Origin of the sequence: Enterococcus sp. DIV2379 (assembly GCF_050542965.1) — a bacterium.
Classification (GTDB): domain Bacteria; phylum Bacillota; class Bacilli; order Lactobacillales; family Enterococcaceae; genus Enterococcus_D; species Enterococcus_D entomosocium.
Window position 1 is genome coordinate 1625001 of the sequence record NZ_CP172938.1, and the last position, 22524, is coordinate 1647524.

At 40.5% G+C, this 22524-nt stretch carries 20 protein-coding genes, 1 rRNA gene and 1 riboswitch (1 of these 22 cut by a window edge); of the genes, 20 read left to right on the forward strand and 1 reads right to left on the reverse strand.

Features of this window, described 5'->3' with window-relative positions:
• The 5 genes from rrf to IGI92_RS07505 form a co-directional block, all read left to right on the forward strand.
• Positions 1-77, forward strand: a 5S ribosomal RNA gene (gene rrf, locus IGI92_RS07485); it begins 39 nt to the left of the window's first position.
• Between the two features lie 139 nt (positions 78-216).
• Positions 217-1131: a hypothetical protein gene (locus IGI92_RS07490; RefSeq protein ID WP_008381990.1), complete on the forward strand. Its 915-nt coding sequence runs from the start codon at positions 217-219 to the stop codon at positions 1129-1131.
• Positions 1100-2161, forward strand: a complete 1062-nt coding sequence (locus IGI92_RS07495) for a hypothetical protein (protein WP_430608401.1) — start codon at positions 1100-1102, stop codon at positions 2159-2161. The genes IGI92_RS07490 and IGI92_RS07495 overlap by 32 nt, the downstream gene beginning before the upstream one ends.
• Before the next feature lie 71 nt (positions 2162-2232).
• On the forward strand, positions 2233-3240 hold the full coding sequence (locus IGI92_RS07500; protein ID WP_086372859.1) for a zinc-binding alcohol dehydrogenase family protein: 1008 nt from the start codon (positions 2233-2235) through the stop codon (positions 3238-3240).
• Positions 3241-3954, forward strand: coding sequence for a class I SAM-dependent methyltransferase (locus IGI92_RS07505; RefSeq protein ID WP_086372860.1), 714 nt, complete (start codon positions 3241-3243; stop codon positions 3952-3954).
• A 130-nt stretch (positions 3955-4084) separates the two neighbouring features.
• On the opposite strand, the gene IGI92_RS07510 is transcribed toward IGI92_RS07505, so the two are convergent.
• Positions 4085-5188, reverse strand: a complete 1104-nt coding sequence (locus tag IGI92_RS07510) for an SLC13 family permease (protein WP_315042057.1) — start codon at positions 5186-5188, stop codon at positions 4085-4087.
• Between the two features lie 162 nt (positions 5189-5350).
• On the opposite strand from IGI92_RS07510, the gene IGI92_RS07515 reads away from it, so the two are divergent.
• From IGI92_RS07515 to IGI92_RS07585, 15 genes are all read left to right on the forward strand, one after another.
• On the forward strand, positions 5351-6820 hold the full coding sequence (locus tag IGI92_RS07515) for a helix-turn-helix domain-containing protein (protein ID WP_008381983.1): 1470 nt from the start codon (positions 5351-5353) through the stop codon (positions 6818-6820).
• On the forward strand, positions 6817-8181 hold the full coding sequence (locus IGI92_RS07520; protein ID WP_430608402.1) for an FAD-dependent oxidoreductase: 1365 nt from the start codon (positions 6817-6819) through the stop codon (positions 8179-8181). Before IGI92_RS07515 ends, IGI92_RS07520 begins: the two co-directional genes overlap by 4 nt.
• A 635-nt stretch (positions 8182-8816) precedes the next feature.
• Positions 8817-9767 carry an ABC transporter permease gene (locus IGI92_RS07525; RefSeq protein ID WP_008381981.1) on the forward strand — a complete coding sequence of 317 codons (951 nt, stop codon included), beginning with the start codon at positions 8817-8819 and terminating at the stop codon, positions 9765-9767.
• The gene (locus IGI92_RS07530) at positions 9764-10708 is read left to right on the forward strand and encodes an iron chelate uptake ABC transporter family permease subunit (RefSeq protein WP_315042068.1); all 945 of its coding nucleotides are present in this window, start codon (positions 9764-9766) and stop codon (positions 10706-10708) included. Before IGI92_RS07525 ends, IGI92_RS07530 begins: the two co-directional genes overlap by 4 nt.
• Complete coding sequence (locus tag IGI92_RS07535; protein WP_315042070.1) at positions 10705-11463, forward strand: ABC transporter ATP-binding protein; 759 nt, start codon at positions 10705-10707, stop codon at positions 11461-11463. Before IGI92_RS07530 ends, IGI92_RS07535 begins: the two co-directional genes overlap by 4 nt.
• A gap of 25 nt (positions 11464-11488) precedes the next feature.
• Positions 11489-12460, forward strand: coding sequence for a siderophore ABC transporter substrate-binding protein (locus tag IGI92_RS07540; RefSeq protein WP_315042073.1), 972 nt, complete (start codon positions 11489-11491; stop codon positions 12458-12460).
• Positions 12461-12645: 185 nt separating this feature from the next.
• Positions 12646-12978, forward strand: coding sequence for a PadR family transcriptional regulator (locus tag IGI92_RS07545; RefSeq protein WP_016612097.1), 333 nt, complete (start codon positions 12646-12648; stop codon positions 12976-12978).
• Complete coding sequence (locus IGI92_RS07550; RefSeq protein WP_061054073.1) at positions 12975-13934, forward strand: permease prefix domain 1-containing protein; 960 nt, start codon at positions 12975-12977, stop codon at positions 13932-13934. The genes IGI92_RS07545 and IGI92_RS07550 overlap by 4 nt, the downstream gene beginning before the upstream one ends.
• A gap of 153 nt (positions 13935-14087) precedes the next feature.
• Positions 14088-14291 (forward strand): hypothetical protein, encoded by a 204-nt coding sequence (locus IGI92_RS07555; protein WP_034871989.1) that lies wholly within the window; start codon positions 14088-14090, stop codon positions 14289-14291.
• A gap of 309 nt (positions 14292-14600) precedes the next feature.
• Positions 14601-15164, forward strand: coding sequence for an alkyl hydroperoxide reductase subunit C (ahpC, locus tag IGI92_RS07560; protein ID WP_005226227.1), 564 nt, complete (start codon positions 14601-14603; stop codon positions 15162-15164).
• Positions 15165-15173: 9 nt separating this feature from the next.
• Positions 15174-16703: an alkyl hydroperoxide reductase subunit F gene (gene ahpF / locus IGI92_RS07565; RefSeq protein WP_430608403.1), complete on the forward strand. Its 1530-nt coding sequence runs from the start codon at positions 15174-15176 to the stop codon at positions 16701-16703.
• A 359-nt stretch (positions 16704-17062) separates the two neighbouring features.
• On the forward strand, positions 17063-18958 hold the full coding sequence (locus IGI92_RS07570; protein ID WP_430608404.1) for an endonuclease MutS2: 1896 nt from the start codon (positions 17063-17065) through the stop codon (positions 18956-18958).
• A gap of 288 nt (positions 18959-19246) precedes the next feature.
• Positions 19247-19422: riboswitch (M-box (ykoK) riboswitch) on the forward strand.
• 126 nt (positions 19423-19548) lie between these two features.
• Complete coding sequence (locus tag IGI92_RS07575; RefSeq protein WP_008381965.1) at positions 19549-20703, forward strand: FtsW/RodA/SpoVE family cell cycle protein; 1155 nt, start codon at positions 19549-19551, stop codon at positions 20701-20703.
• Positions 20681-21874, forward strand: coding sequence for an FtsW/RodA/SpoVE family cell cycle protein (locus IGI92_RS07580; RefSeq protein ID WP_005236186.1), 1194 nt, complete (start codon positions 20681-20683; stop codon positions 21872-21874). The genes IGI92_RS07575 and IGI92_RS07580 overlap by 23 nt, the downstream gene beginning before the upstream one ends.
• Complete coding sequence (locus IGI92_RS07585) at positions 21871-22524, forward strand: phosphatase PAP2 family protein (protein WP_430608405.1); 654 nt, start codon at positions 21871-21873, stop codon at positions 22522-22524. The genes IGI92_RS07580 and IGI92_RS07585 overlap by 4 nt, the downstream gene beginning before the upstream one ends.

Consider the following 22524-nt stretch of genomic DNA (forward strand, 5'->3'; position numbering starts at 1 on the left):
CCGAACACAGAAGTTAAGCTTCTTAGCGCCGATTGTAGTGAAGGGTTTCCCTTTGTGAGAGTAGGACGTCGCCACGCAGTCAAACACATGTCTTCATTGACATGTGTTTTTTTGTTATTACAACGATGTATCATTTTACTAAAAACAATCACTTAAAATAACTTTTTATGGAAAAAAATGATACACTAGTAGTGAAGTATTTTTAGGAGGGATCATATGACTGACGATGCCAAAAAAGAACAAAATGTTGTTCAAGATCAAGACGTTGTTTCAGTTTCAACGAATGAAGAAGTATCCTTTGGCGATATAAAACAAGTGGCCTCAAAAAATATAGGTCAGATGCTGCAAGACCTGCAAGATTTTGAAGTCGCGATCGAAAAAGAGGATATTCCTGAAATTTATCGTATATATAATGGTCGATTACACAAACAGTTAAAAGAAACATCAAATCAAAATCATGAGATTGATGAATTGTTATCAAGGAAGTTCCACGATAACTTTACCCAAGCTTTCCCATTTATGATGCATTGTGCCAAAATATCTCCTACGGTGCATTACTATAAGTTAGGAACCTATTATCATGAGCGAGCGACGATTGGTATCGATGCGAGTATTCCCGAAATTTTTGTTATCCCTGAGATAGATGAAGAATGGGAAAAGTTCCAACGAGGCAATCGTGAGATGCTGACAGCAATCGAACAGCAGATGGACAAGCTGGAAGCCAAACGGATCACTGCGTTATCAGAAGTGAAGGAAATCCAAAATCAGATCGATAAACTTACGGAAGCCGAAAATGAATTGACGGAATCAAAGGGCTTTTTCAATCGGACAAAAATCGATGAAGAACTAGAGCGTTTGACTTCTGACCGGAAAGCTCTAGAAGCCAAACGTAGAGAATGGGAAAGATATTCAAATAATAATGAAGAAGTTTTTGCTGAAAAAGAACGCCTGCAGCAGCAATATCAAACATTGCGTTTAAAGAAAGCAATCGTAGAAAAAGAATTCCGACAAATTGATACTTTTTTTGGTTCTTTTGAAGAATTCAATACTAAATTATTGGCTTTCTTAGCTCAGTATACGGGAAAGGAGCTGATTGAAATTGACGAAAGAAACACAGAAAAATCCTCTTGAACCACAACTGATGGATCAGGAAGAGACTCTAGAAGTTCAACTAGAAGAAGTCAATGAGGTCGACGAAAATTCAGCAACCAATGCGTCTACCACAGTTGATGATCGCTCTTTAGTAGAAGACAATGTAGAGAATGATTCTTTCAAATTAGTGGAAGTGGAAGAGGAAGCGGAATATGAAGATGATTACTATGCTGTAAAAGCACAAGATCATCAGCGCATCGAGTCCCTTATTGAACAAGCCGAAAATGAGCTAGCTGATTTAAAATTGCGAAAATCAATCATGGAGGCTGATTTCTCCGGGTTGCTCAACCATTATCGTCATTTGATCTTAACAGAACAAGAAATCTCTGTCATTGCAAAAAAAACCTTGCTTGAGTACTATGCCTATGAATTCTTGAAACCATTAAAAGTGATTCATTTAACAGCTACCGACAATTACGATACCTGGAAGACAAAGCACTTCAATGTCCGCTTTCGTTTAACAGAAACAAAAGAACTAGAGTTTAGTTTTAAGTTAAATCCGGTCAATTCAAGTTACCAATCAAACTATTTGCCGCTGTTGACAATCAATTCAAATTCCCAGTCGGTGGTGGTCAACGATGAACAGATTTTACATCTGATCAGTCAATGGCATGCCGATAATATTTTCTCAGTCAATCAACTTTCACTGTTTAATTACGATGTAAATTTGATACTGGCTCATTTAAAAGAATTGGATTTTACTGTCTCGCCAAGTTTGATCGACAATACCCAAACCTTAGCTGTCGATATGGAAACAGATTTTCCTGTTGCAGCGGAAGTCCTTGACCAAATTTTCATCATCACGATGGAGAATCAGTCGTATGATTTTATCACAGAAAACAAAGGCGAGATCCTTGTTCTGCTTGATAAAAATCAGCGTTTGACGATTCATTTGTACACAGAATCAACGTTACTCACGATTGACTCGGATCAATGGAAGCGATCTTTATTGGATTTCTTCACAAGTTATCCGTTTTTGGTTCCGCTTGTCGTTCAAGGTGAAGAATAAATGTTCTAAATTGGTTAAAAGTGCTAGAATGGTTTTTATAACTATTCAGCACTTTTTTTGGAAGGAGCAGTATGATGATAAATAAAGCACTAGGTTTTTATGAAGGACGATCTTTAGATGATCCAGAAGTATTTATTGAAAAGGAATTTCCAATACCAACTTGTCAGGCAAACGATCTATTGGTGGAAGTGCAAGCTGTTTCTGTGAATCCAATTGACACGAAACGCCGCCAAACAACCACTTTAAGTGAGAAATTCCATATCCAGGGATATGATGCAGTAGGTATAGTACATGAAATCGGCTCAGCAGTTAATGGCTTTGCCGTTGGTGATCGGGTGTTTTATGCTGGAACCACACAACGACCTGGTGCGAATCAAAGGTTTCAAGTCGTTGATTTTCGAATCGCAGCAAAGGCGCCAGCCGGCTTTTCTGACGGTGATCTTGCAGCTATGCCATTAACGAGTATTACGGCATGGGAATTGCTTTTTGAAAAATTTGGGTATGTGCCTGAAGAGAACGCGAATGAAGGATCAATTTTATTGGTCAATGCCAGCGGTGGTGTTGGCTCGATTGCGGCGCAACTAGCAAAATGGGCAGGATTGACAGTCTATGGCACTGCGAGTCCTAAGAACGATCAGTGGCTTAAAGACAATCAAGTGGATCAGGTACTGAATCACCGCTTGCCGTTAGCTGAACAAATCACTGAACCTTTTTCAGCCGTTGCACTTTTTTATGACGCATCTGCCTATTTGCCACAATTAACAAAAGCAATCTTGCCATTTGGCAAAGTCGGAATGATCGTGAATACGAAAGAAGCGCTAGATTTAAATCCATTTAAAAACCTCGGCATCGATTTTTATTGGGAGTATATGTTCACAAAAACAGATGCTCAGTTGATGATTGAAACACAAGGGGGCATTTTGCAACGGATCGCCTCGTTGCTCGCTGACAAAAAGATCCATACGACTGCGGTCCAAACGTTTGATGGAGGAATTACCATCGAGACCTTAAAGCACGCTACAAAAGCGGTTGAGCAAGGAACGAAAGGAAAGACAGTGATCACTGGAGGCGTCCGCTAAATGGAAGAAGAGGAAGCGATGCTGTTTTGGGATGAATTCGCGCAAGAATATGCGCAAATTCAAAGAGAATCCCAATTGAAAATCGCCGAAGAGGCAGCAGCTTTTTTGGTGGAGCAGAAAGTGTTTCCGATATCGACCTTCGTTGACTTTGCTGCGGGCACTGGTCGCTACATTTCAGCTTTTTATCCTTATGTAGATGAGTATTACGCAATTGATTTTTCAAAAGAAATGTTAAAAATCATCGAAGAAACGATGGAAGATCCGATGAGCAAGCTCCATCTGGTTCAGCAGAGCCAAAAAGACTTTTTATCTGCAGACCAGCACTGGCCCTGTATTTTTATGGCAATGAATCCAGCAGTCAGAGACAAAGAAACCTTGCTTCAGTTTCAAAGAAAGGCCCATCAATTAATTATTCTAAGAATGATCGCAGAAGAAGAGAACGTGTTTCAGCCTTATGAAAAAAATCATTCAGCGAAGAACGATCTGAACCTAAATACTTGCTACAAGAAGTGGTTTTCAGAAGAAGCGATCGATTGGCAGAGTCGGCAATTCGAGTATATTTTGAAGGAAGAGATCGATCAAGAATTATTTCATCTTTATTTTGAGGAGGATTATTCATTGGAACAGCGGCAAGAAATGGTTCAACATGTCTTTGGTGAGGCATTGACTGTCGAAAGCCAAACGAAAATCACCTTTGAGCTTCTCTTAGCCTAGGAGAAATAACACAATGGACATCAAAAAACGAGATTCTGACATAAGATCAAGAAACAGGACAGCAGGTAAACTTCTGTTGACTGCTGACTGGAAACATCTTATGCTGGAATCTCGTTTTAAAGAGAGTTTGCTACAATAAAAGGTAGACGATGCTGCCTAATAACAGTAAAAAAATGACATTGACGATAAAAAACAGCTTTTGAAATGTTCCCGCTTCTTTGGGTCTGGCTTGTTTCAATAATTTGTACCCAATCAAATTCGCCAAAGAAGCAATCAATGTACCCAAACCACCCACATTGACGCCCAAAAGAACGGCTTTTTCTAAATCGGTGAAAGGAGCAATCAAAATTGCTGCTGGAACGTTAGATATTCCTTGGGAGAGTAAAATACTACCTAAAAAAGCGCGATGCGTTTCTTGAAAATACGGTCGAATGAGATCGGTGACCAGAGATTGGTCTTGAATATTCCCAACGATCAAGAAGAAGCAGAGGAAGGTAAGTAGTAACCGATAATCAACTTTTGCGAATAATCGTTTGTTGCTAAACCAAACCACGGCTGCGACGACAAGCACGGCGATTGAAATAGGGAGAACACTAAAAATACCAAGAATCATAAGGACAAATAATCCTGCATTGAGCAGCGCTGGCTTTTTTTCAAAGGGTTCTTCTTGCAGGGCGATTTCCAATGGAGTCTTTGGGATGAGCTGGATCGAAACAAGGAGTAATAGCAAAGAAAGTCCCACAAAGGTGCCGGTAGTCCACATGAATTGTGGCAGCGAAATCTGATAGTAAGAAAATAAAAATAGATTTTGCGGATTTCCAAATGGAAACAGGCTACTTCCTAAATTGGCTGCCACAATCAAATAGACAGCGCCTAATAAGACACTGGTGCGCTGTTGTTCTTTCCTCGCTAAGAGTAAGTAGATGGGCAATAATGTTAAGATAGCCACGTCGTTTGTTAAAAACATCGAACTGAAGAAGCTTAGCAAGACGATTGAACGGATCAAGTCACGCAGATTGCGACTTTTTTCCACTAATTTTTGTCCAAATGCTCGTAAAAGACCAGCTTCTTCTAACCCATTGATTACTAACATCAATCCAAACAGTGAGAAAATCACTTTAAAGTCAATAAATGACCAACGGAAGGTGCCGAAAAAACACGCAATGAGTGCTAGTAACAGGGAAATCGAAAATAATCGATCCGTTCGAAAAAATGCTAACATTCGTTTTCCCATAGTTCACCACCTTTCTTCTCAAGAATTTTACCATTCCCGCGCTTTAGGAACAATAAATAACGCTTTTTCTATATAACTCAAAGGCATTCAGGCAATTTTTATAGTTGACAAACGACCCATTAATTGGGAAATTAGTATGTGAAAGGTGAAGGAGGTTCAAAAATGAATGTTATGCAGCTGCTTGAAAAAAATCAGCAGGTTCATTTTCAAATTTTAGCTGTTTTTTTTCAGAACGGCTCAGAAATCTCTTACAAGAAACTTGCAAAAACATTATCCATTTCCGCACCCACTTTGCAAAAAGAACTTCAAAATCTTCATCAAAATTTAGTCGCTTTCCATGAGGATGCGGCATTGACTTATTTAGAAAATGATCAAGTACAGTTAACACTTCCGCTTGATTTCTCACTAAAAAAATTCTTTTATGCGTATCTTTCAGAAGCAATCGATTTTCAGATATTGTCGTATTTGTTTTTTCATCGAGATGAGTCAACGACGAAAATGATGTTAGAACTGATGTTGAGTGAAGCTTCATTGTTTCGTCGATTCAAAGCCATCAATCAGTTATTGAAAGAATTCGACATCCAATTAAAAAATAAAAAATTGCTTGGGGATGAAAAACAGATTCGCTTTTTCTATTATCAGTTTTTTTCACAAAGTTATCCCAATGAAGAATTGATCGCTCGCTTGAATGCACCAGCCATCAACAATTTGATTCGAGTAATCGAAAAACAGCTACAGACAACGTTTAGTCAATCCGAACGCTGGAAAGTCGGGCTGTGGTTAGGTATTATGGAAGCCCGTTTTGATTATCGTGGCTCGCAGCAGCATGAAGCATCGTATCCATTGTTGAAGTCATTGGAAAATGAAGCGATGTTCCAGCTTTTGCGGAATATATTAGGACGCTATCTCAGTCGTTTTGCCGTATCCTGGAGCGATTATGAAACGGTTTATTTCTATTTATTTTTATTAGCTGAAGGCTTGATTCGCCCTTCACTGGATGACTCCTTGCAAAAATCACTTTTCTTCCAAGAGATCGATGCGTTAAATGGGGAGCTGCTGCAGGCAATTGGTGATAGTGAGAGAAAGACTACAGAAACTTCTACGGAATTATGCGTCTTCTTGACGAGTGTGACGATCCAAGCGTTGTATATTCATGGCGGCATTATTGCCTTTGCTGAATTTCAGCCGCAAAGTGTTGCGAATGAGAGCTTGATTGAAGTGGCACAGCAAGCAATCGAACAGTTGGAGAAAAACGTAAACCAGTCCTTTTCTCTTGAGAAAAAGCAGCATTTGACCAATGAATTGCTTTTGATCCGTCAATGGATTCAAGTAAAACAGGAAAAAGCATTTACGGTCGGCATTTTGTTGACTCAATCACGATTACGCAGTGGCTTTTTGCGGCGTTTTTTGATCAAAGAATTGGCTGGCTATCCGAATATTCATTTTGAGGGGACGAAGGAGAAGGATTATGATTTATTGATCGTTGATCATTCTGAGATCTCGGAAGGCTATCGTTATAAAAAACGATTGATTTTAACAGGTGGGGCAACCCCATTTGAAGAAGAGCGGCTTCATCAAATCGTGGATGAAATACGCAATGAGAACCTTGAAAGCGAGTTGGAAAAGATATGAGAATAGTGATTATTGGAGGCTCTCATGCAGGAATTGCTGCTGCCCGTCATTTAAAAAAAGTTGACCCAAAAGTCGATGTGATAATTATTGAAAAATCAAGCGTTCTGGGTTATGTTGCTAGCAGTTTGAATTTAGTGCTGGAAGGCTACATTCAACGATTGGAAGATTCCCGAACGGCAACTGCGAGTGAGCTTCTTTCTGAAGGAATCAATGTGATGTTAAACAGTGAAGTCACAAAAATCTTTCCGCAAGAACAAACGGTTCATTTTGTCACATCAACGGAATCTTATCAGCAAGAAGACGAAGTGAGTTATGATGGCTTGATTTTGGCGATGGGATCGAGTACTTTCCGTTCGGAGTTTGCCTCAGATGTCGAAGCACATATAACGACCTACAAAACCATTGGTCAATCAAAGCAAGCGTTAGAAAAAATCGAAAGTGCGCAAACCGTGGCGATCGTTGGGGCGGGTCTGATTGGGTTTGAATTGGCGGAATCTTTAAGTGGCCAGCAAAAAGCCGTTCATTTGATTGATCGAATGGATACCCTTTTGTTCCGTTATTTTGATCAAGAAATTGCTGAAATTTTGATGGCGCGCTTTCCAGAGAACTTACAAATCTATCTTAACAGCAATGTCGCCCATACGATCAAAGACGAGAAGGGTGAATATCAGGGAATCGAGCTTTCAAACGGAACCAAGATTCGAGCTGACGTGGTCGTTTATGCCGTAAATCCGCGACCGAATGTCGCATTGGTTGAAGACTTTTTAAAACTAAATCTCGATGGCACGGTATTTACAAATGAATATTTACAAACGTCTGACCCAGCGATTTATGCAATTGGTGACCTGGTTTCGATTCCTTTCAATCATTCGGATAGCTCTTTGTATATCCCTTTAGTGACTAATGCTTATCGGACGGGGATCGTTGCTGCCACCAATTTATTGGCAAATGAACGGGGAACGACGAAAATTCCTTTTCCAAATATGCAACGGACCGTCGTTAGTAAACTGTTTGGCTATTTCGTCAGCAGTTCAGGTATTAATGAGACCGAGGCACCGTATTACGGCTTTGAAGTAGCTTCAGTGACGCAGACATTTCATTCTCGGACATTTTTCGCGACAGATGAGGATTTTGAAGTAACGTTAAAACTGATTTTTGATCAGCAAACGAAAGTGATTATGGGGGGACAAATCATTACGAGTGATCGTGGAAGTTTGGAGATCATCAATACGATCTCAACCTTGATCAATAGCAAGACGACCTTGCACCAACTAGCGACAATGGATTACTTTTTCAATCCAACCATTTCTTTCCCTTTGCACTTTTTGAATCAATTAGCCCTTGATGGCTTGTTAAAGTAAAATAATAACTCTTGATAAACCTGCGATGATCGTAGGTTTATTTTTTTTAATTACAGATAATCGGGAAAGACTATCGATTACAATCAGTGACTGGTATCGCGTATTGAAAACAGGTAGGCTTTTGTCGGAGATTGAATTCAACTGGTATCATGATTTTTTGGAAGAAGAAACTCAAAACGAAAACTATAAAACTCGTTCCACGACTAAACTGTTTTTACTCACAAATTCTTATCGATAGACGAATGGTGTTTAGGTGGAGGAGACGGCGCGTCATTTGCTTTTATCTGAAAAGTTACATCACCATTGCATCAGTAAGTGCTGGCTTTACAAGGGTTTCAATAGATGAAAATAATTGCAAATCTAAGTGATCTGTTATTGAATGATCCTCATAAAATGAATATAGTATGAGCGAGCATTTTATAATTAAAGCAATAAAATAGACAATATTGAGATAAAAATAAGTTTTCTCGCAAGGATATAAGAGAAAAACATCACATAATCCTTTTCTTTACACACTCATTTTTTAGAAATTGCGATAGGAAAGGGATTTTTTTAAAAAAATTCTTGTGATTTTAAGTGAAATACGTTACCCTATTAAAGAGAGTGAGAATCATTCTCAATAAGGAGGGCGGGGCATGTTTAAAAAAATCGGATTACTGCTGATCTTTGTTCTTCTAGTGGGTTGCTCCTTGTTGGCAGGCACCCATGAATTGTCTTTATCAGGTTTACAGCAGGGTGATCCGAATCATTGGCTTGTTTTGGTAAAAGTTAGGCTTCCACGGACGATCAGTTTGATCATTGCAGGTGGGATCATTAGTATCTGTGGAAAAATTATGCAACACATGATGCAAAATAAATTTGTGGCCTCGGAGTCGATTGGACTGACGGATAGCGCCCGTTTAGGAATTTTGCTGGTTATGCTCTTTCTACCAAATGCCTCAAATTTGATTCGCACTACAGCAGCATTTGTGTTTGCCTACGCAGGTGTGTTGTTCTTTTTATTTTTAAGCCAATTTCTACCAAAGAAAGATCCAATGATGCTGCCTTTAACAGGGGTGATGTTCGGTAATATCATCGGGGCTATCAGTAGCTTCTTAGCCTATCGCTTCCAATTGGTTCAAAACGTTTCTTCTTGGCTGCAAGGAAATTTTGCCACCATTATGGTTGGACAGTATGAACTTTTGTATTTGACGATTCCCGTTTTCGGTCTATTGTATTTCTTGGCTTATGAGATCACGATCGCCGGTTTAGGAGAAAGTGCGGCTAAGAGTCTGGGAATCAATTACTTGTTCTTGCGTTTTGCTGTATTTGCGCTGGTGGCGTTTGCTAGCAGTATCGTTTTATTGACTGTGGGGCAAATTCCTTTTTTAGGGATCGTTATCCCAAATATGATCGGCATGGTTTTTGGGGATCATTTGAAAAACAATCTGCTTTTAATCAGCTTTGCCGGAAGCGCGTTCTTGCTATTGTGTGATGTATTGGCGAGAATCGTCATCGCACCTTATGAAATGCCGGTCAGTGTTGTTGCCGGCGTACTGGGTGGCTGCTGTTTCTTGATTTTGCTTCTGGGGAGGAAATTTCGATGAAGAAAAAACTCTTTCTTTTGTTGTTTCTGATCCTTTGTGCATGTGGTGCCTATCTGACCTATAACACCTATGGAAACTGGTCATTTGCTTTTGCATTAAGGGGACGCCGAATCGTGGCTTTTGCCTTAGTTGCAATCGCCATCTCCTTTAGTACCATCACCTTACAGACGCTGACAAGCAATCGCTATCTGACCCCTGGAATTTTAGGCTTGGACCAACTGTATGTTCTTGTTCAAACCCTTTGTTTCTTTTTTATCGGCGGAATTCAGATGCTGAGCCAAGAAACAGCAACGATGTTTTTGTTTTCTGTCGGCTTAACTGCCGTTCTAGGTAGCTTCTTAATTGGCTTTTTCTATCAAAAAGCAGTCGCTGGGTTGTTTTTGTTATTGATGGCAGGGATGGTCTGTGGCACGATGTTCGGTAGTCTCAGCACCTTTCTGCAAGTGTTGATGGATCCAAATGAATATGATTTACTACAAGGTCGTTTGTTTGCCAGCTTTGGCAATATCAATACCCAGCATCTACTGATTGCTGCCGCGATCATTTTGCTAGGGAGTTTTTGTCTGGTTCTGCTGATTCCAGAATTGAATTTGCTCCATTTAGGAAGTGGGCAAGCCAAAAGTTTAGGTGTATCTGTTCAATGGCTTCATAAAGGTGTTTTATTTTTGATTGCTTTACTGACAGGCACCGCCACTGCTTTAGTTGGTCCAGCAGTTTTTCTAGGCTTTGTGGTGGCAACGATCACCTATCAGCTTTTCCCAACTTATCGTCACGGCTGGTTGTTTTTCGGTGGGAGTTTGATTGGTTTTCTCCTGTTGGTAGGAGGTCAATTCCTAGTGGAACAGGTCTTTCAATGGCAAACGACCATCGGCACCGTGATCCAATTATTAGGCGGTATCTTCTTTATAAGCAAATTGCTGCTGGAAAGGAAAAAATCATGATCGAAACCAAAAATGTATCCAAGAATTATGCAAAAACACAAGTTTTGACGAAATGTTCCATAGCGTTGCCGGAACAGAAAATGATTGCCTTCATCGGGCCCAATGGTGCCGGAAAAAGTACCTTGCTTTCTTTAGTCAGTCGGATGTTGGATCAACGCACCGGTGATATTTATCTGGATGGAACGGAGATTCGTCAATGGAAGTCCAAAGAGCTAGCAAAAAAAATGGCTTTTTTGCAGCAAAGCAATCGCTATGCCGTCAATCTGACTGTAAGAGAACTGGTGGCATTTGGTCGCTATCCGTATAACCGGGGGCGACAATCGGCAGCAGATGATGGGATCATTGATGACGCTTTGTCTAAGTTATCTCTAACCGAATATAGTGATCAATCGATTCATGAACTTTCTGGTGGTCAGTTACAACGAGTTTACTTGGCGATGATTTTAGCCCAAGATACAGATTATCTACTCTTGGACGAACCGTTAAACAATTTAGATTTAAAACACGCCAACCAGCTGATGAAGCTATTGACAACCTTGGTGGAAGACTATCAGAAAACTGTTGTGATCGTTTTGCACGACATTAATTTTGCAGCACGGTATGCCGATCACATCGTCGCGATGAAAGATGGTCAGATTTTTAAAGCGGCTGACACAGAGGCAGTGATTCAAGAACAACTATTAGAATCATTGTATGAGATTCCAATCAAACTGGTACAAGTGGATGGGCGGCAATTTTGCTACACCTTCCAATAAAAAATATGTTTCAAAGGAGGAAAAAATGAAAAAAATAGTAGTAAGTTTTATGAGTATTTTCGTATTAGCGGGGTTGACCGCTTGCGGCTCGAATAATACAGGGACAACAGATTCAACGGGTACAGCTCAAACCCAAGTAGAAGAAAGTACACAAACGCCGACAGAAGTCGAGATTACGGACAGCAATGGGACTGTCACTGTTCCTTATGCGCCGGAAAAAGTTGTTGTCTTTGACAACAGTGCATTAGATACGATGGATGCACTTGGCCTTGGGGATCGAATCGTTGCTGCCGCAACCAGCAATTTGCCAGATTATTTATCAGCGTATGCGGATGTTGAATCAGCAGGGGGAATCAAAGAGCCTGATTTAGAAAAAATCAATCAACTGCAGCCAGACCTAATCATTATTTCTGGTCGACAACGTGATTTCCAAGAGGAATTGTCTGCAATCGCGCCAACCGTTTTCTTAAGCGTTGACAATAGTGATACTTGGGCATCGATCGAAGCCAACATTACGACCATTGGTCAAATTTTTGGTAAGGAAGAGGAAGCGCAAGAACAACTAGCATCGTTACAAGGTCAGATTGATACCTTGAAGGAGCAAGCGCAAAATGCTGACGAGAAAGCCTTGGTTGTTATGGTAAATGAAGGCAATCTTTCTGCTTTTGGTCCAGGTTCTCGTTACAGTATCTTGTATGACACGTTTGGTTTCCCAGCAGTAGATGAGGAATTAGAGGCGTCGACACATGGACAAAGTATTTCTTATGAGTACTTGCTTGAAAAAAATCCTGATGTCATTTTCGTGATCGATCGGACAAAAGCGATCGGTGGCAATGAAAGCGAAAGTGAATTTGTTGCAAATGAAATTGTTCAAGAAACAAATGCAGGGCAAAACGATCAAGTGATTGAATTGGATGCTGCGGTTTGGTATTTAGCTGGTTCCGGATTGGAGTCGATCCAATTGATGATGGATGATGTCAAGCCAGCCGTTGAATAAATAGGTGAAAAAAATTAAGTAATAAGGGACACGCTTATCAGTTTACTGAGAAAGCGTGTCTTTTTATTCGAACTGTTTCTAGGACCTGCGACTGATTTTTGACAAGTTATCCAGCTTTACTTTACCTGTCGTAGTAATTGATTTATAATTAGTACGACAGATGAAGTAATTTAGGAGGCGATTGCGTGATCTCGAGTGACGGAATTCGCGGCTATAACGACGCAATCATTTTATCCATTCTTTCGAAAGAAGACTCTTATGGATATGAAATATCCAAGCGTATTCGTGAAGGAACAGATGCTTTATATGTGATCAAAGAAACGACGTTGTATTCCGCTTTTACTCGGTTAGAAAAACAAGGATTGATCCGTTCGTATCCCGGAGAAGTGACACATGGCAAAAAGCGGACCTATTACCAGATAACTGCAGACGGAAAAGCAAGCCTTTCGGAGAAACTATTGGAGTGGCAGCAGACGAAGATCGTCGTTGACCAGTTCTTACAAGGAGGAGACAAATGAAAACCATTCATGACTATCTAGACAGCTTATTTTTATCAGTACCCATCACACCGGAAACGAAGAAGGCAAAAGAAGATCTTTTAGCGATTATGGAAGACCATTACTTGGAACTGATTCACCAAGGGAAAAGTGAGCATGAAGCCATCGGTGCGGTGATCAGCGAGTTTGGTTCGGTGGATGAACTGCTGCAAGAGTTAGATGTTTCAAAAGAAGAAGAGCCGATTGATGATTGGTCCGATGCCATCACAGAAGACGATGCGTTTGATTATTGGGGAACTGTGCGGCACTTTGCTTTTTCGTTGTCTTTGGGAATCGGCTTTTGTATCGCAGCTTTTGCAGCTTTGATGCTTTTTGTTAGTTTCTATGCGGAATTATTTGGTGTAATGGTGATGATCCTTTTTATCGCCATCGGGGTTGGTTTTATCATCTCTAGCAGTTTGCACTTTTCCGGTGCTCGTAAACAGTTAGATGATCGTCCGATCAAAAGGGATGCTAAACGAGAAGCCGCTCAGCAACTCGCAAATTATGAAAAAAGTTTTCGAATTGGTCTCGTTTTAGGAATTGGCGCCTGCATTTTTTCGATTGCGCCTGTTCTGTTAAGCGAGCTGATTTATTACTCTGTCGAATTCGGTATTGCGCTATTTTTCTTGACGGTTGCAGTAGGTGTGTTCTTTATTATTTATGTAAGTATTATTCGGGCAGGGTTTGCGAAATTGGCTTCGGAAACGTATTTTATTCGCGACGAAGATCATCCCGGTGATCGAGCAACACGTCATAAATATGGCGAATCCGCTGGTAGAGTTACCTTTTTTCGAACAGTCTACTGGCCAGTGATTTTGGTCGTTTACATGCTTTGGTCCTTCATGTTTCATGCCTGGGCTTACTCTTGGGTCATTTTTGTTATTGGTGGTGTTTTAGAAGACTACTTTATCGGTCAGACAAAAGCCAAAAAATAAGAGACATTTCAACCGAGAGTGCTTTCTTTACTTTTAAAAAAAGGAAGACTATAATACGCCTTGTAACTGAATTAAGCAAAAAAGAACGGCGGGAAATGAGATGTTCTCATTGCTTTTTTAAAAGTTCAGAATACAAGAAAAGAGGCAATGGATATGTTAGAAATTCATTATCTGAAAAATGGCAGCAAAGAAGTAACAACAGTTGAATCCCCGGAGCGCTTTCTTGCGAGCCAATACTTGGAAGTCCCACCTTTTCAAGACCATTACCCAGTCGAAGAAGTTTTTCTAGACGGCAAGCGGATCACGTTGAGGGAGCGAACGATCGGTGGATTGTTCAACTATTTCAATACTAAATAAAAAAATTGTCTTTTTTTATGACTCACTTTCCATTGTGAGGAATCATAGGAAGAGGCAATCTTTTTTTTGTTTAATTGAGAATAAGAGATGTAATTGAGAATCTAACAGGTAGGAACTTTGCTTAGAAATGATTAGCCAAACTTATTACTATACTCCATTTGCTTTCGATAAAAAATAAATATGCTCATTTCTGAGGATGATAACATTTTTTTTGACTATTTCTGAATAAACTATTGCATTTTGTAGTTAGATATACTAATAATTAATAGAGATTATTCTCAAATAATTATTCTAATTGGAGGAAATGATATGTCATTAATTGGAAAAGAGATTGGTTCATTCGAAGCGAAAGCTTACCACAATGGAAAATTTATCGATGTTTCATCAGAAGATTTTAAAGGAAAATGGAACGTTGTTTGTTTTTATCCTGCAGATTTCTCATTTGTTTGTCCGACAGAACTTGAGGATTTGCAAGACCAATATGCATCATTAAAAGAATTAGGCGCAGAAGTTTATTCTGTATCAACTGACACCCACTACACACATAAAGCGTGGCATGACCACTCTGATGCAATCAATAAAATCGAATATATCATGATTGCTGATCCTTCTCATGTGATCTCAGAAATCTTTGATGTATTAGACGAAGCATCAGGTTTGTCTCAACGTGGTACATTTATCATCGATCCGGATGGTGTGGTACAAACGGTTGAAATCAATGCGGATGGTATCGGTCGTGATGCTAGTGGTTTGATCGATAAAATCCGTGCCGCACAATATGTCCGTACCCATCCAGGTGAAGTATGTCCTGCAAAATGGAAAGAAGGCGAAGAAACTTTAACGCCAAGCTTAGACCTTGTAGGCAAGATTTAGGAGGCGCTCATGGCATTAGATAAGGCAATCAAAGACCAACTGACGCAATATCTAGCGATGCTAGAATCAGAGGTTGTTTTTGCGGCGACTTTAGGTGAGGATGATTCTTCAACGAAAGTACGTGAATTCTTAGAAGAAATCGCAGAAATGTCGTCAAAAATCACGATTCAAGCTGTAGCAAGTGAACGGACACCAAGCTTTTCGATCAATCGTCCCGGTGAAGAAAGCGGCATCGCTTTTGCTGGTTTACCGTTAGGACATGAGTTCACTTCATTTATTTTAGCGTTGCTTCAAGTAAGCGGTCGTCCGCCGAAAATTGACGAAGCACTACAAAAGCGTATCAAAGCGATCGATAAGCCATTATATTTTGAAACCTATGTCAGTTTGACCTGCCATAACTGTCCTGATGTTGTTCAAGCGTTAAATATCATGGCAGTGCTAAATCCTTCCATCAGCCACACCATGATCGAAGGTGGGATGTTCAAAGAAGAAATTGACAAGAAAAAAATTATGGCTGTGCCAACCGTCTTTTTAGACGGTGAAGAATTTGCAAGCGGCCGACAAACGATCGAGCAGTTGTTGGAAAAAGCAGCTGGTCCGACGAGTAAAGATGACTTTGCTGAAAAAGAGCTTTTCGATGTATTAGTTGTCGGTGGCGGACCTGCAGGCGGAAGCGCAGCGATTTATGCAGCGCGTAAAGGTATCAATACTGGGATGGTCGTCGAAACAATGGGTGGACAAGTAATGGAAACCCTGGGGATCGAAAATATGATCGGTACCCCTTATACCGAAGGTCCAAAATTAATGCGTCAGGTAGAAGAGCACATCAACGAATACAATGTAGACGTGATGAAAGGTCAGCGTGCGAAAGATATTCGCCGCAATGACGTCATCGAAGTTGAATTAGAAAATGGTGCAGTATTAAAAACCAAAACGGCCATTTTAGCAACTGGCGCTCGCTGGCGCAACATCAATGTTCCGGGAGAAAAAGAATTCAAAAATAAAGGTGTTGCCTATTGTCCGCATTGTGACGGTCCGTTATTTGCTGGGAAAGAAGTTGCCGTCATTGGTGGCGGAAACTCTGGGATCGAAGCAGCAATCGATTTAGCTGGCATGGCGAAACATGTCTATGTTCTTGAATTTTTACCAGAACTAAAAGCGGACCTTGTGCTACAAAACCGTTTGAACACGTTAGATAATGTGACTGTTATTACGAATGCGGCAACGAAGGAAATTGTTGGATCCGATCATGTCGAACAATTGACCTACGTTGATCGTGAAACGAATGGTGAATTCACTTTAGCTGTGGAGGGTGTCTTCATTTTGATTGGCTTAATGCCGAATACTGAATGGTTAAAAGACCGCATCGTTTTAAACGAGCGTAATGAGATCGTGGTAGACAAACATGGCGCAACCAACATTGAAGGCGTCTTTGCAGCGGGAGATTGTACCGATAGTGTATACAAACAGATTATCACTTCAATGGGTTCAGGTGCTACTGCTGCGTTAGGTGCGTTTGATTACCTGATTCGCTCGTAAGTAGGTAAGTAGCTTATTATTTGATCTAGATCAGAAACGTCTCAGGAGCTTCTAGCAGCTTCTGAGACGTTTTTTCTTTGAGGGGAAGGAGATTTGAAGGAAGTTGACAGAAGGACAGTTTCTATATTACAATGAAAAAAACTCGTTCAAAAAAGAAAGAGGTATATTAATGAGTGTCGTAGGTATCTAACCAGCCAATTAAAACAAATAAGCAAAAACAGACTGTTTATTTGTTGTGCCTGTAGATACCGATAAAAATCGTTATTGATGAATCAGGTGATGGGAGACTGTCGCTTTTTTTGTACACTTTTTTGGACGGGGATATTACCGGGATCCTCAGGCACAAGAAAGGATCACTCATGAATATACCAAAAGCAACTGAATTTGAACAAATCAAAGAACAAGTAAGTAAAAAAATAATCAGCGATTATGGTAAAGCACGTTTTGCCAATGAAAAACCAGCAGCTACGATCCACTCTGCACAAAAACGAGTGACAGAGACCACTGAAGCGATGGCGCTATTAGCCGCCGGTCGTCAAGTGCCTTTTATGGGGCTGCAGCATGTCTTACACCATACGGAGAAAATTGAAAAAGGGTTTGTTTTAGAACCAAAGGAGCTTATCGAATACGGAGACTTTTTACGGTCTTTTCGAATCATCCGTCAATTGTTTGAAAAAAATCAATCGATTGCCCCAAGATTGCATCACTATGCTCAAGGGTTGGACGACTTTTCTGATATCGCCGAAATGATTTTCCAAAAGATTCGCAATGGTCAGGTTGATAGTAATGCCAGCCGAGAATTACGGAAAATTCGTGGCACAATTGAGAAATATGAGGCCGATTTAAAAAAAGTTTTTGCAAAGTTTTTTAAGGAAAGTCGCTATCTACAAGAAAACCGTGTGATCAAAAAGAACGACCGTTATACGCTGCCGGTACGTGCGGAATTTCAACAACAATTTAAAGGGACGATCATCGAACGTTCTAATAAACGCGCGACTGTTTTTATTGAACCAGAGGCAGCTGCTCGTCTGAATGATCGATTGATTTTGACACAGGCGGAAGAAACGGCCGCTCAATACCAAGTTCTATCAGAATTGACCGGGGCAATCGCCGAACAAATGAATGCAGTATTTGCCTGTCTTGATATTTTAGTGGTACTAGATATTATTTTTGCTCGCGGAAAGTATTGTCGCGAAATCAATGGTCAACCGATAGCAATTACTGAAGAAGAAGTTTTGCTTCTTGATCAAGTCCGGCATCCTTTACTGGGCACTGATGCTGTTCCTCTATCTTTAAAACTAGGAGAAGAGAACCGATGTATGGTCATCACAGGGCCGAATGCTGGTGGTAAGACGGTTGTCTTAAAAACCGTCGGACTCGTTTGTGCGATGGCACATTACGGCTTGTTTCCAGCGCATAATGGCAACAGCAGCGTGCCGTTTTTAAAAAGTCTTTGGATGGATATCGGGGATCAGCAAAGTCTAGAAAATTCTTTAAGTACCTTTTCTGGACACATGTCGAATATTGCACAGATCATGACGAATGCCAGCCGGAACAGTATCGTTTTGTTAGATGAAATTGGCAGCGGGACTGAACCAAATGAAGGGGCAGCTTTAGCGATCGCCATTATGGAATCGATCTATCGATCGGGGGCGTTAATGATCGCCACGACTCATTATGGTGAAATCAAGCAGTTTGCTCTTGATCACCAAGATTTTGAAACAGCGGCGATGGCTTTTGATGCCAAGACCCTGACGCCGAAATACCGCTTGTTGACCAATGCGGTCGGTGAAAGTAATGCGTTTTGGATCGCCGAAAAAATGGCGATTCCTGCTGAGGTCGTGCAAACGGCAAAGGACTATTTAAAGAATAAATCTTATTCTTTTGAGAAGCAGCCTTTTGAGACGTCCAGAAAACGAACCGATCCTCAGGAAACAAAGTCTGAGCACATTTTTCAAAAGGGAGACCAGGTCTTTTCAGCAGAGCATGAAAAACGGGGAGTCTTTTATGAATACTTGGAACAGGGACAAGCGAAGATTTATATTGAGAAACAATGTTTCGTTGTTGCTGCTCGGCGATTGCAACTGCTCACCAAACGAGAAGCACTCTATCCAGCCGGCTATGATCTAGATCAATTATTTTCCGATTTTGCCCAACGTAAATTTACCCGAGATATTGAACGTGGGTCTAAAAAAGCGCAAAAGCAGTTACGAAAAGCAGCGCAAGAGCGTCAGGCCAAACGATCATTGGATTGATCGGCACAGATATATTTAGAGCGGGAGTATAAAATCAAGAAAGCAGCTCTTTTTCGAGTTTTAGAAAAAGAGCTGTCTTTTTTTGAAAATGACCGTTTTTTAATAACGTGTATGATCGAAGGGAATCCAGTGATGGTCGAATGATTTCCATTGATTTTTCTTTAAATATCGGAAATTACTCGAAATATCTAAATTCTTTAAGAAAAGTTAAAGAAAAATAAAAATAACAAAGAATGGGTTGTATCTTTATACGAGGAAGGGTACCATTCATAGTGGATTGAAAATAACATATAACCTTGTTAGGTGAGGCTCCTATACAAACATAAGCTATTGCGCAGAAACGTCGAAAGACGCCAATGTGTAAAACAGGAATTGTCGGATTAAGGCTTTTCATAAAATAGCTAAGAAAGGGAACAACTTTCTTTACGTTGTATAGTGCTAAAACTCGGACGATGAGATTGCTAGCAAAGTCTGACGTCCTAAGAGAAGTGAGACTTTTTTGCTTTTCTCTTTGATGGATGACTAAGCTCAAAGGGCATAATAACTGGTACCGTCTGAACACCTACTCCAAGGCAAGAGGAGTGGAAGCAATGATAGAAAAAAAGAAGATCGATTGGCTGCTGATCATAGCTTATTTGCTATTGAGCCTTATCGGTCTTTTAATGATTTATAGTGCAAGTTCTTATCGTTTATTAACGAGAGATCAGCCGCCAGCAAGCTTATTTATGCGTCAGCTTGTCTTTCTGTTACTCAGTTGGGTGCTCCTTTTCATTATTCAGCGAACACGGCGTGAGATTCTGCTCAGTAAATATTTAGCGATCGGTCTGTTGGCATTTGGCGTCTTTACTTTACTATTGGCACGTTTGCCGTTTTTCGGTGTTTCTGTCAACGGAGCGCAACGATGGGTCTCGATTGTAGGGATACAATTTCAGCCCTCAGAGATCGTGAATGTGGGCATGGTCTTATACCTTGCTCATTACTTTCAATCAGCAAAAACTACCTTGCAGGAAATGAAACGTCCGCTTTTCGTTTTATTTTTGTGCTGTGTGTTGATCCTCATTCAACCAAAAGTAGCCGGCGTGATGATTTTACTTTTCTTGGCTTTTATCATGATTACCACGGTTCAGGTACCCGTTAAACTCACGGCTCTTTTGTTTGGCGGGTTATTAATCAGTCTGTTCTTGGTTGCTATGTTGATCCTCTTTTTAGGAAACAATGATTTATTGCCCCACATGTTTATGCATGTGTATAACCGAATTCGATTAGTGGGAGATCCATTTTCCGACCCATATAATCAAGGATTCCAAATGATCCATTCCTACTATGCTTTGTTCAATGGTGGTCTTACGGGCCTTGGTTTAGGAAATAGCATCACCAAGAAAGGCTTTTTACCAGTAGCAGAGACTGATTTTATTTTCTCCGTTTTAGTAGAGGAATTAGGGTTGATTTTCGGCATTTTTGTCATCGCTTTATTATTCGTAATCATTTTACGTCTGTTTATACGATCAGCGGCAATCGCAAATCCTCAGATTGGCTTAATATTATTGGGAACCAGCACGTTGCTGTTATTACAAACAAGTATCAATATTGCCAGTATTTTAGGGTTGATGCCGATGACGGGGGTACCTTTGCCATTCATTAGTTATGGTGGCTCCAGTTACTTTATTCTTTCATTTGCCTTCAGTTTATGCCTGAAACTAGAACGAGAGGAGGGTATACTTAATGAAGTTCCTCAAACGACATGAAGCAAACTATGCTTTATTGCTGCCGATTTTCCTGCTGTTTTTGTTAAGTATCTGGGTACAACATCAGGCTTCTGTGATGGATGGCAATGATCCTTCAGGGATTGTTTTTCGGCAGATCCTCTTTTGTATCCTTTCGGCGATTGCTCTTTTTGTAACGAGTTTGATTCCTACGAATTTACTCCTCCGCTTTTCTGGTCTTTTGTACTTACTATCACTTGGTTTGATGGCCTCTCTTCATTGGTTTTACGATCAAACGATGTTTGAACAAACGCACACCAAACGGTGGATCAGATTTGGTGCGTTTACGATTCAGCCTTCTGAGTTTATGAAAGTGGCCTTTATGCTCTTTATGGTCTATCTCACTTTAGTCTATGAGAAACGTAAAGCAGAACGAACAATCAAATCCGATTTGATCTATGTTACTAAGATCCTGCTATACAGCTTACCCACATTTTTATTGATGTTTATGCAGCGGGACTTTGGAACGAGTTTGGTGTTTATCGTGATGTTAGGTGCCTTATTCATCATTTCCGGTGTTCATTGGAAAATACTGACCGTCGTGATCGGTTTGATTGCCGCTCTTGGTGCTATTTTGTTGCTACTCGTATTCACGGAATGGGGCAATCGTGTGTTGTTTCGCCTTCACTTTTCACAATATCAATTGGATCGGGTGAGAGCCTGGGCAGATCCACTCGCGTACCAAGATTCCATCGCTTTCCAACAAGTCCGCAGTATGTGGGCGATTGGTTCTGGCGGCTTATTGGGGGCACCTGATACCCATACAACGGTGTATGTGCCGGTTCGGGAGTCAGATATGATCTTTACAGTCATTGGAGAAACGTATGGCTTTTTAGGAAGTACTTTAGTCATCTTCCTTTATTTCTATCTGATCTATCAAATCATTTTTGCTGCTTTAAAAACAAATAACAAAGCATCGGTCTATATTGCGATTACCTATGTGTTTGGTTTGGTTTTTCAAATTTTTGAAAACATCGGAGCGGCGATCGGTTTGCTGCCTTTAACCGGCATTCCCTTACCATTCTTAAGTCAAGGAGGAACCTCTCTGATTGCGATCAGCATTGCTATGGGAATTATCTTTGGGTTAGACAAATTTCCGATAAAAGCCAAAAATAGGTCGTATCCATTAAAAGAAAGTAGGGGCTTAACATGAGTAAAACAGCAAAAAAAGGAGTGATAGGCGGAATACTCTGCAGCTGTTTTGCATGGCTGTTTTTCCTCGTTGCATTAGCACCGCACTGGTTCCAAAGCATCGACAACCTGTTTTCCCAGTTGCCTCAATGGCGGACACCTGCTGTGGAATCGCTTTTTCTCCCACTTGCCAGTACGGCCACGATCATTCCCATAGCGGCCATTCATTTTCTGTTAGCAAGTATTTTATTTATGCGCAAGCAGCGTTTAGAAAGTTTTTGGTTGATGGGGAATATGATTGTGATCAGTGGTGTTGGTCAAGTGATCAAGAAAGTAGTTGATCGACCGAGACCGGATTTTGCTGACAGTATGGAACGGGCATCAGCAAGTTTTCCGAGTGGACATACATTATTAGCGACCACGTTGATTATTTCTCTCCTCTTTTTCTTGGGGCAAACAGTTCCTGCCAAAAGAGGCAAGCGTCACTTTATCCAAAACATGGCCCTATTTCTAGGATTGATCTATTTGTTGCTGATTATGATGAGTCGGTTGCTATTTGGGGTTCACTATCCCAGCGACTTGCTAGCAAGTATTTTATTGGCAAGTGGGATCAGTTATATCACCTATGCTTTCGTCTTTTCAATCAAAAAATATGTACTTAGGGGGAGATAA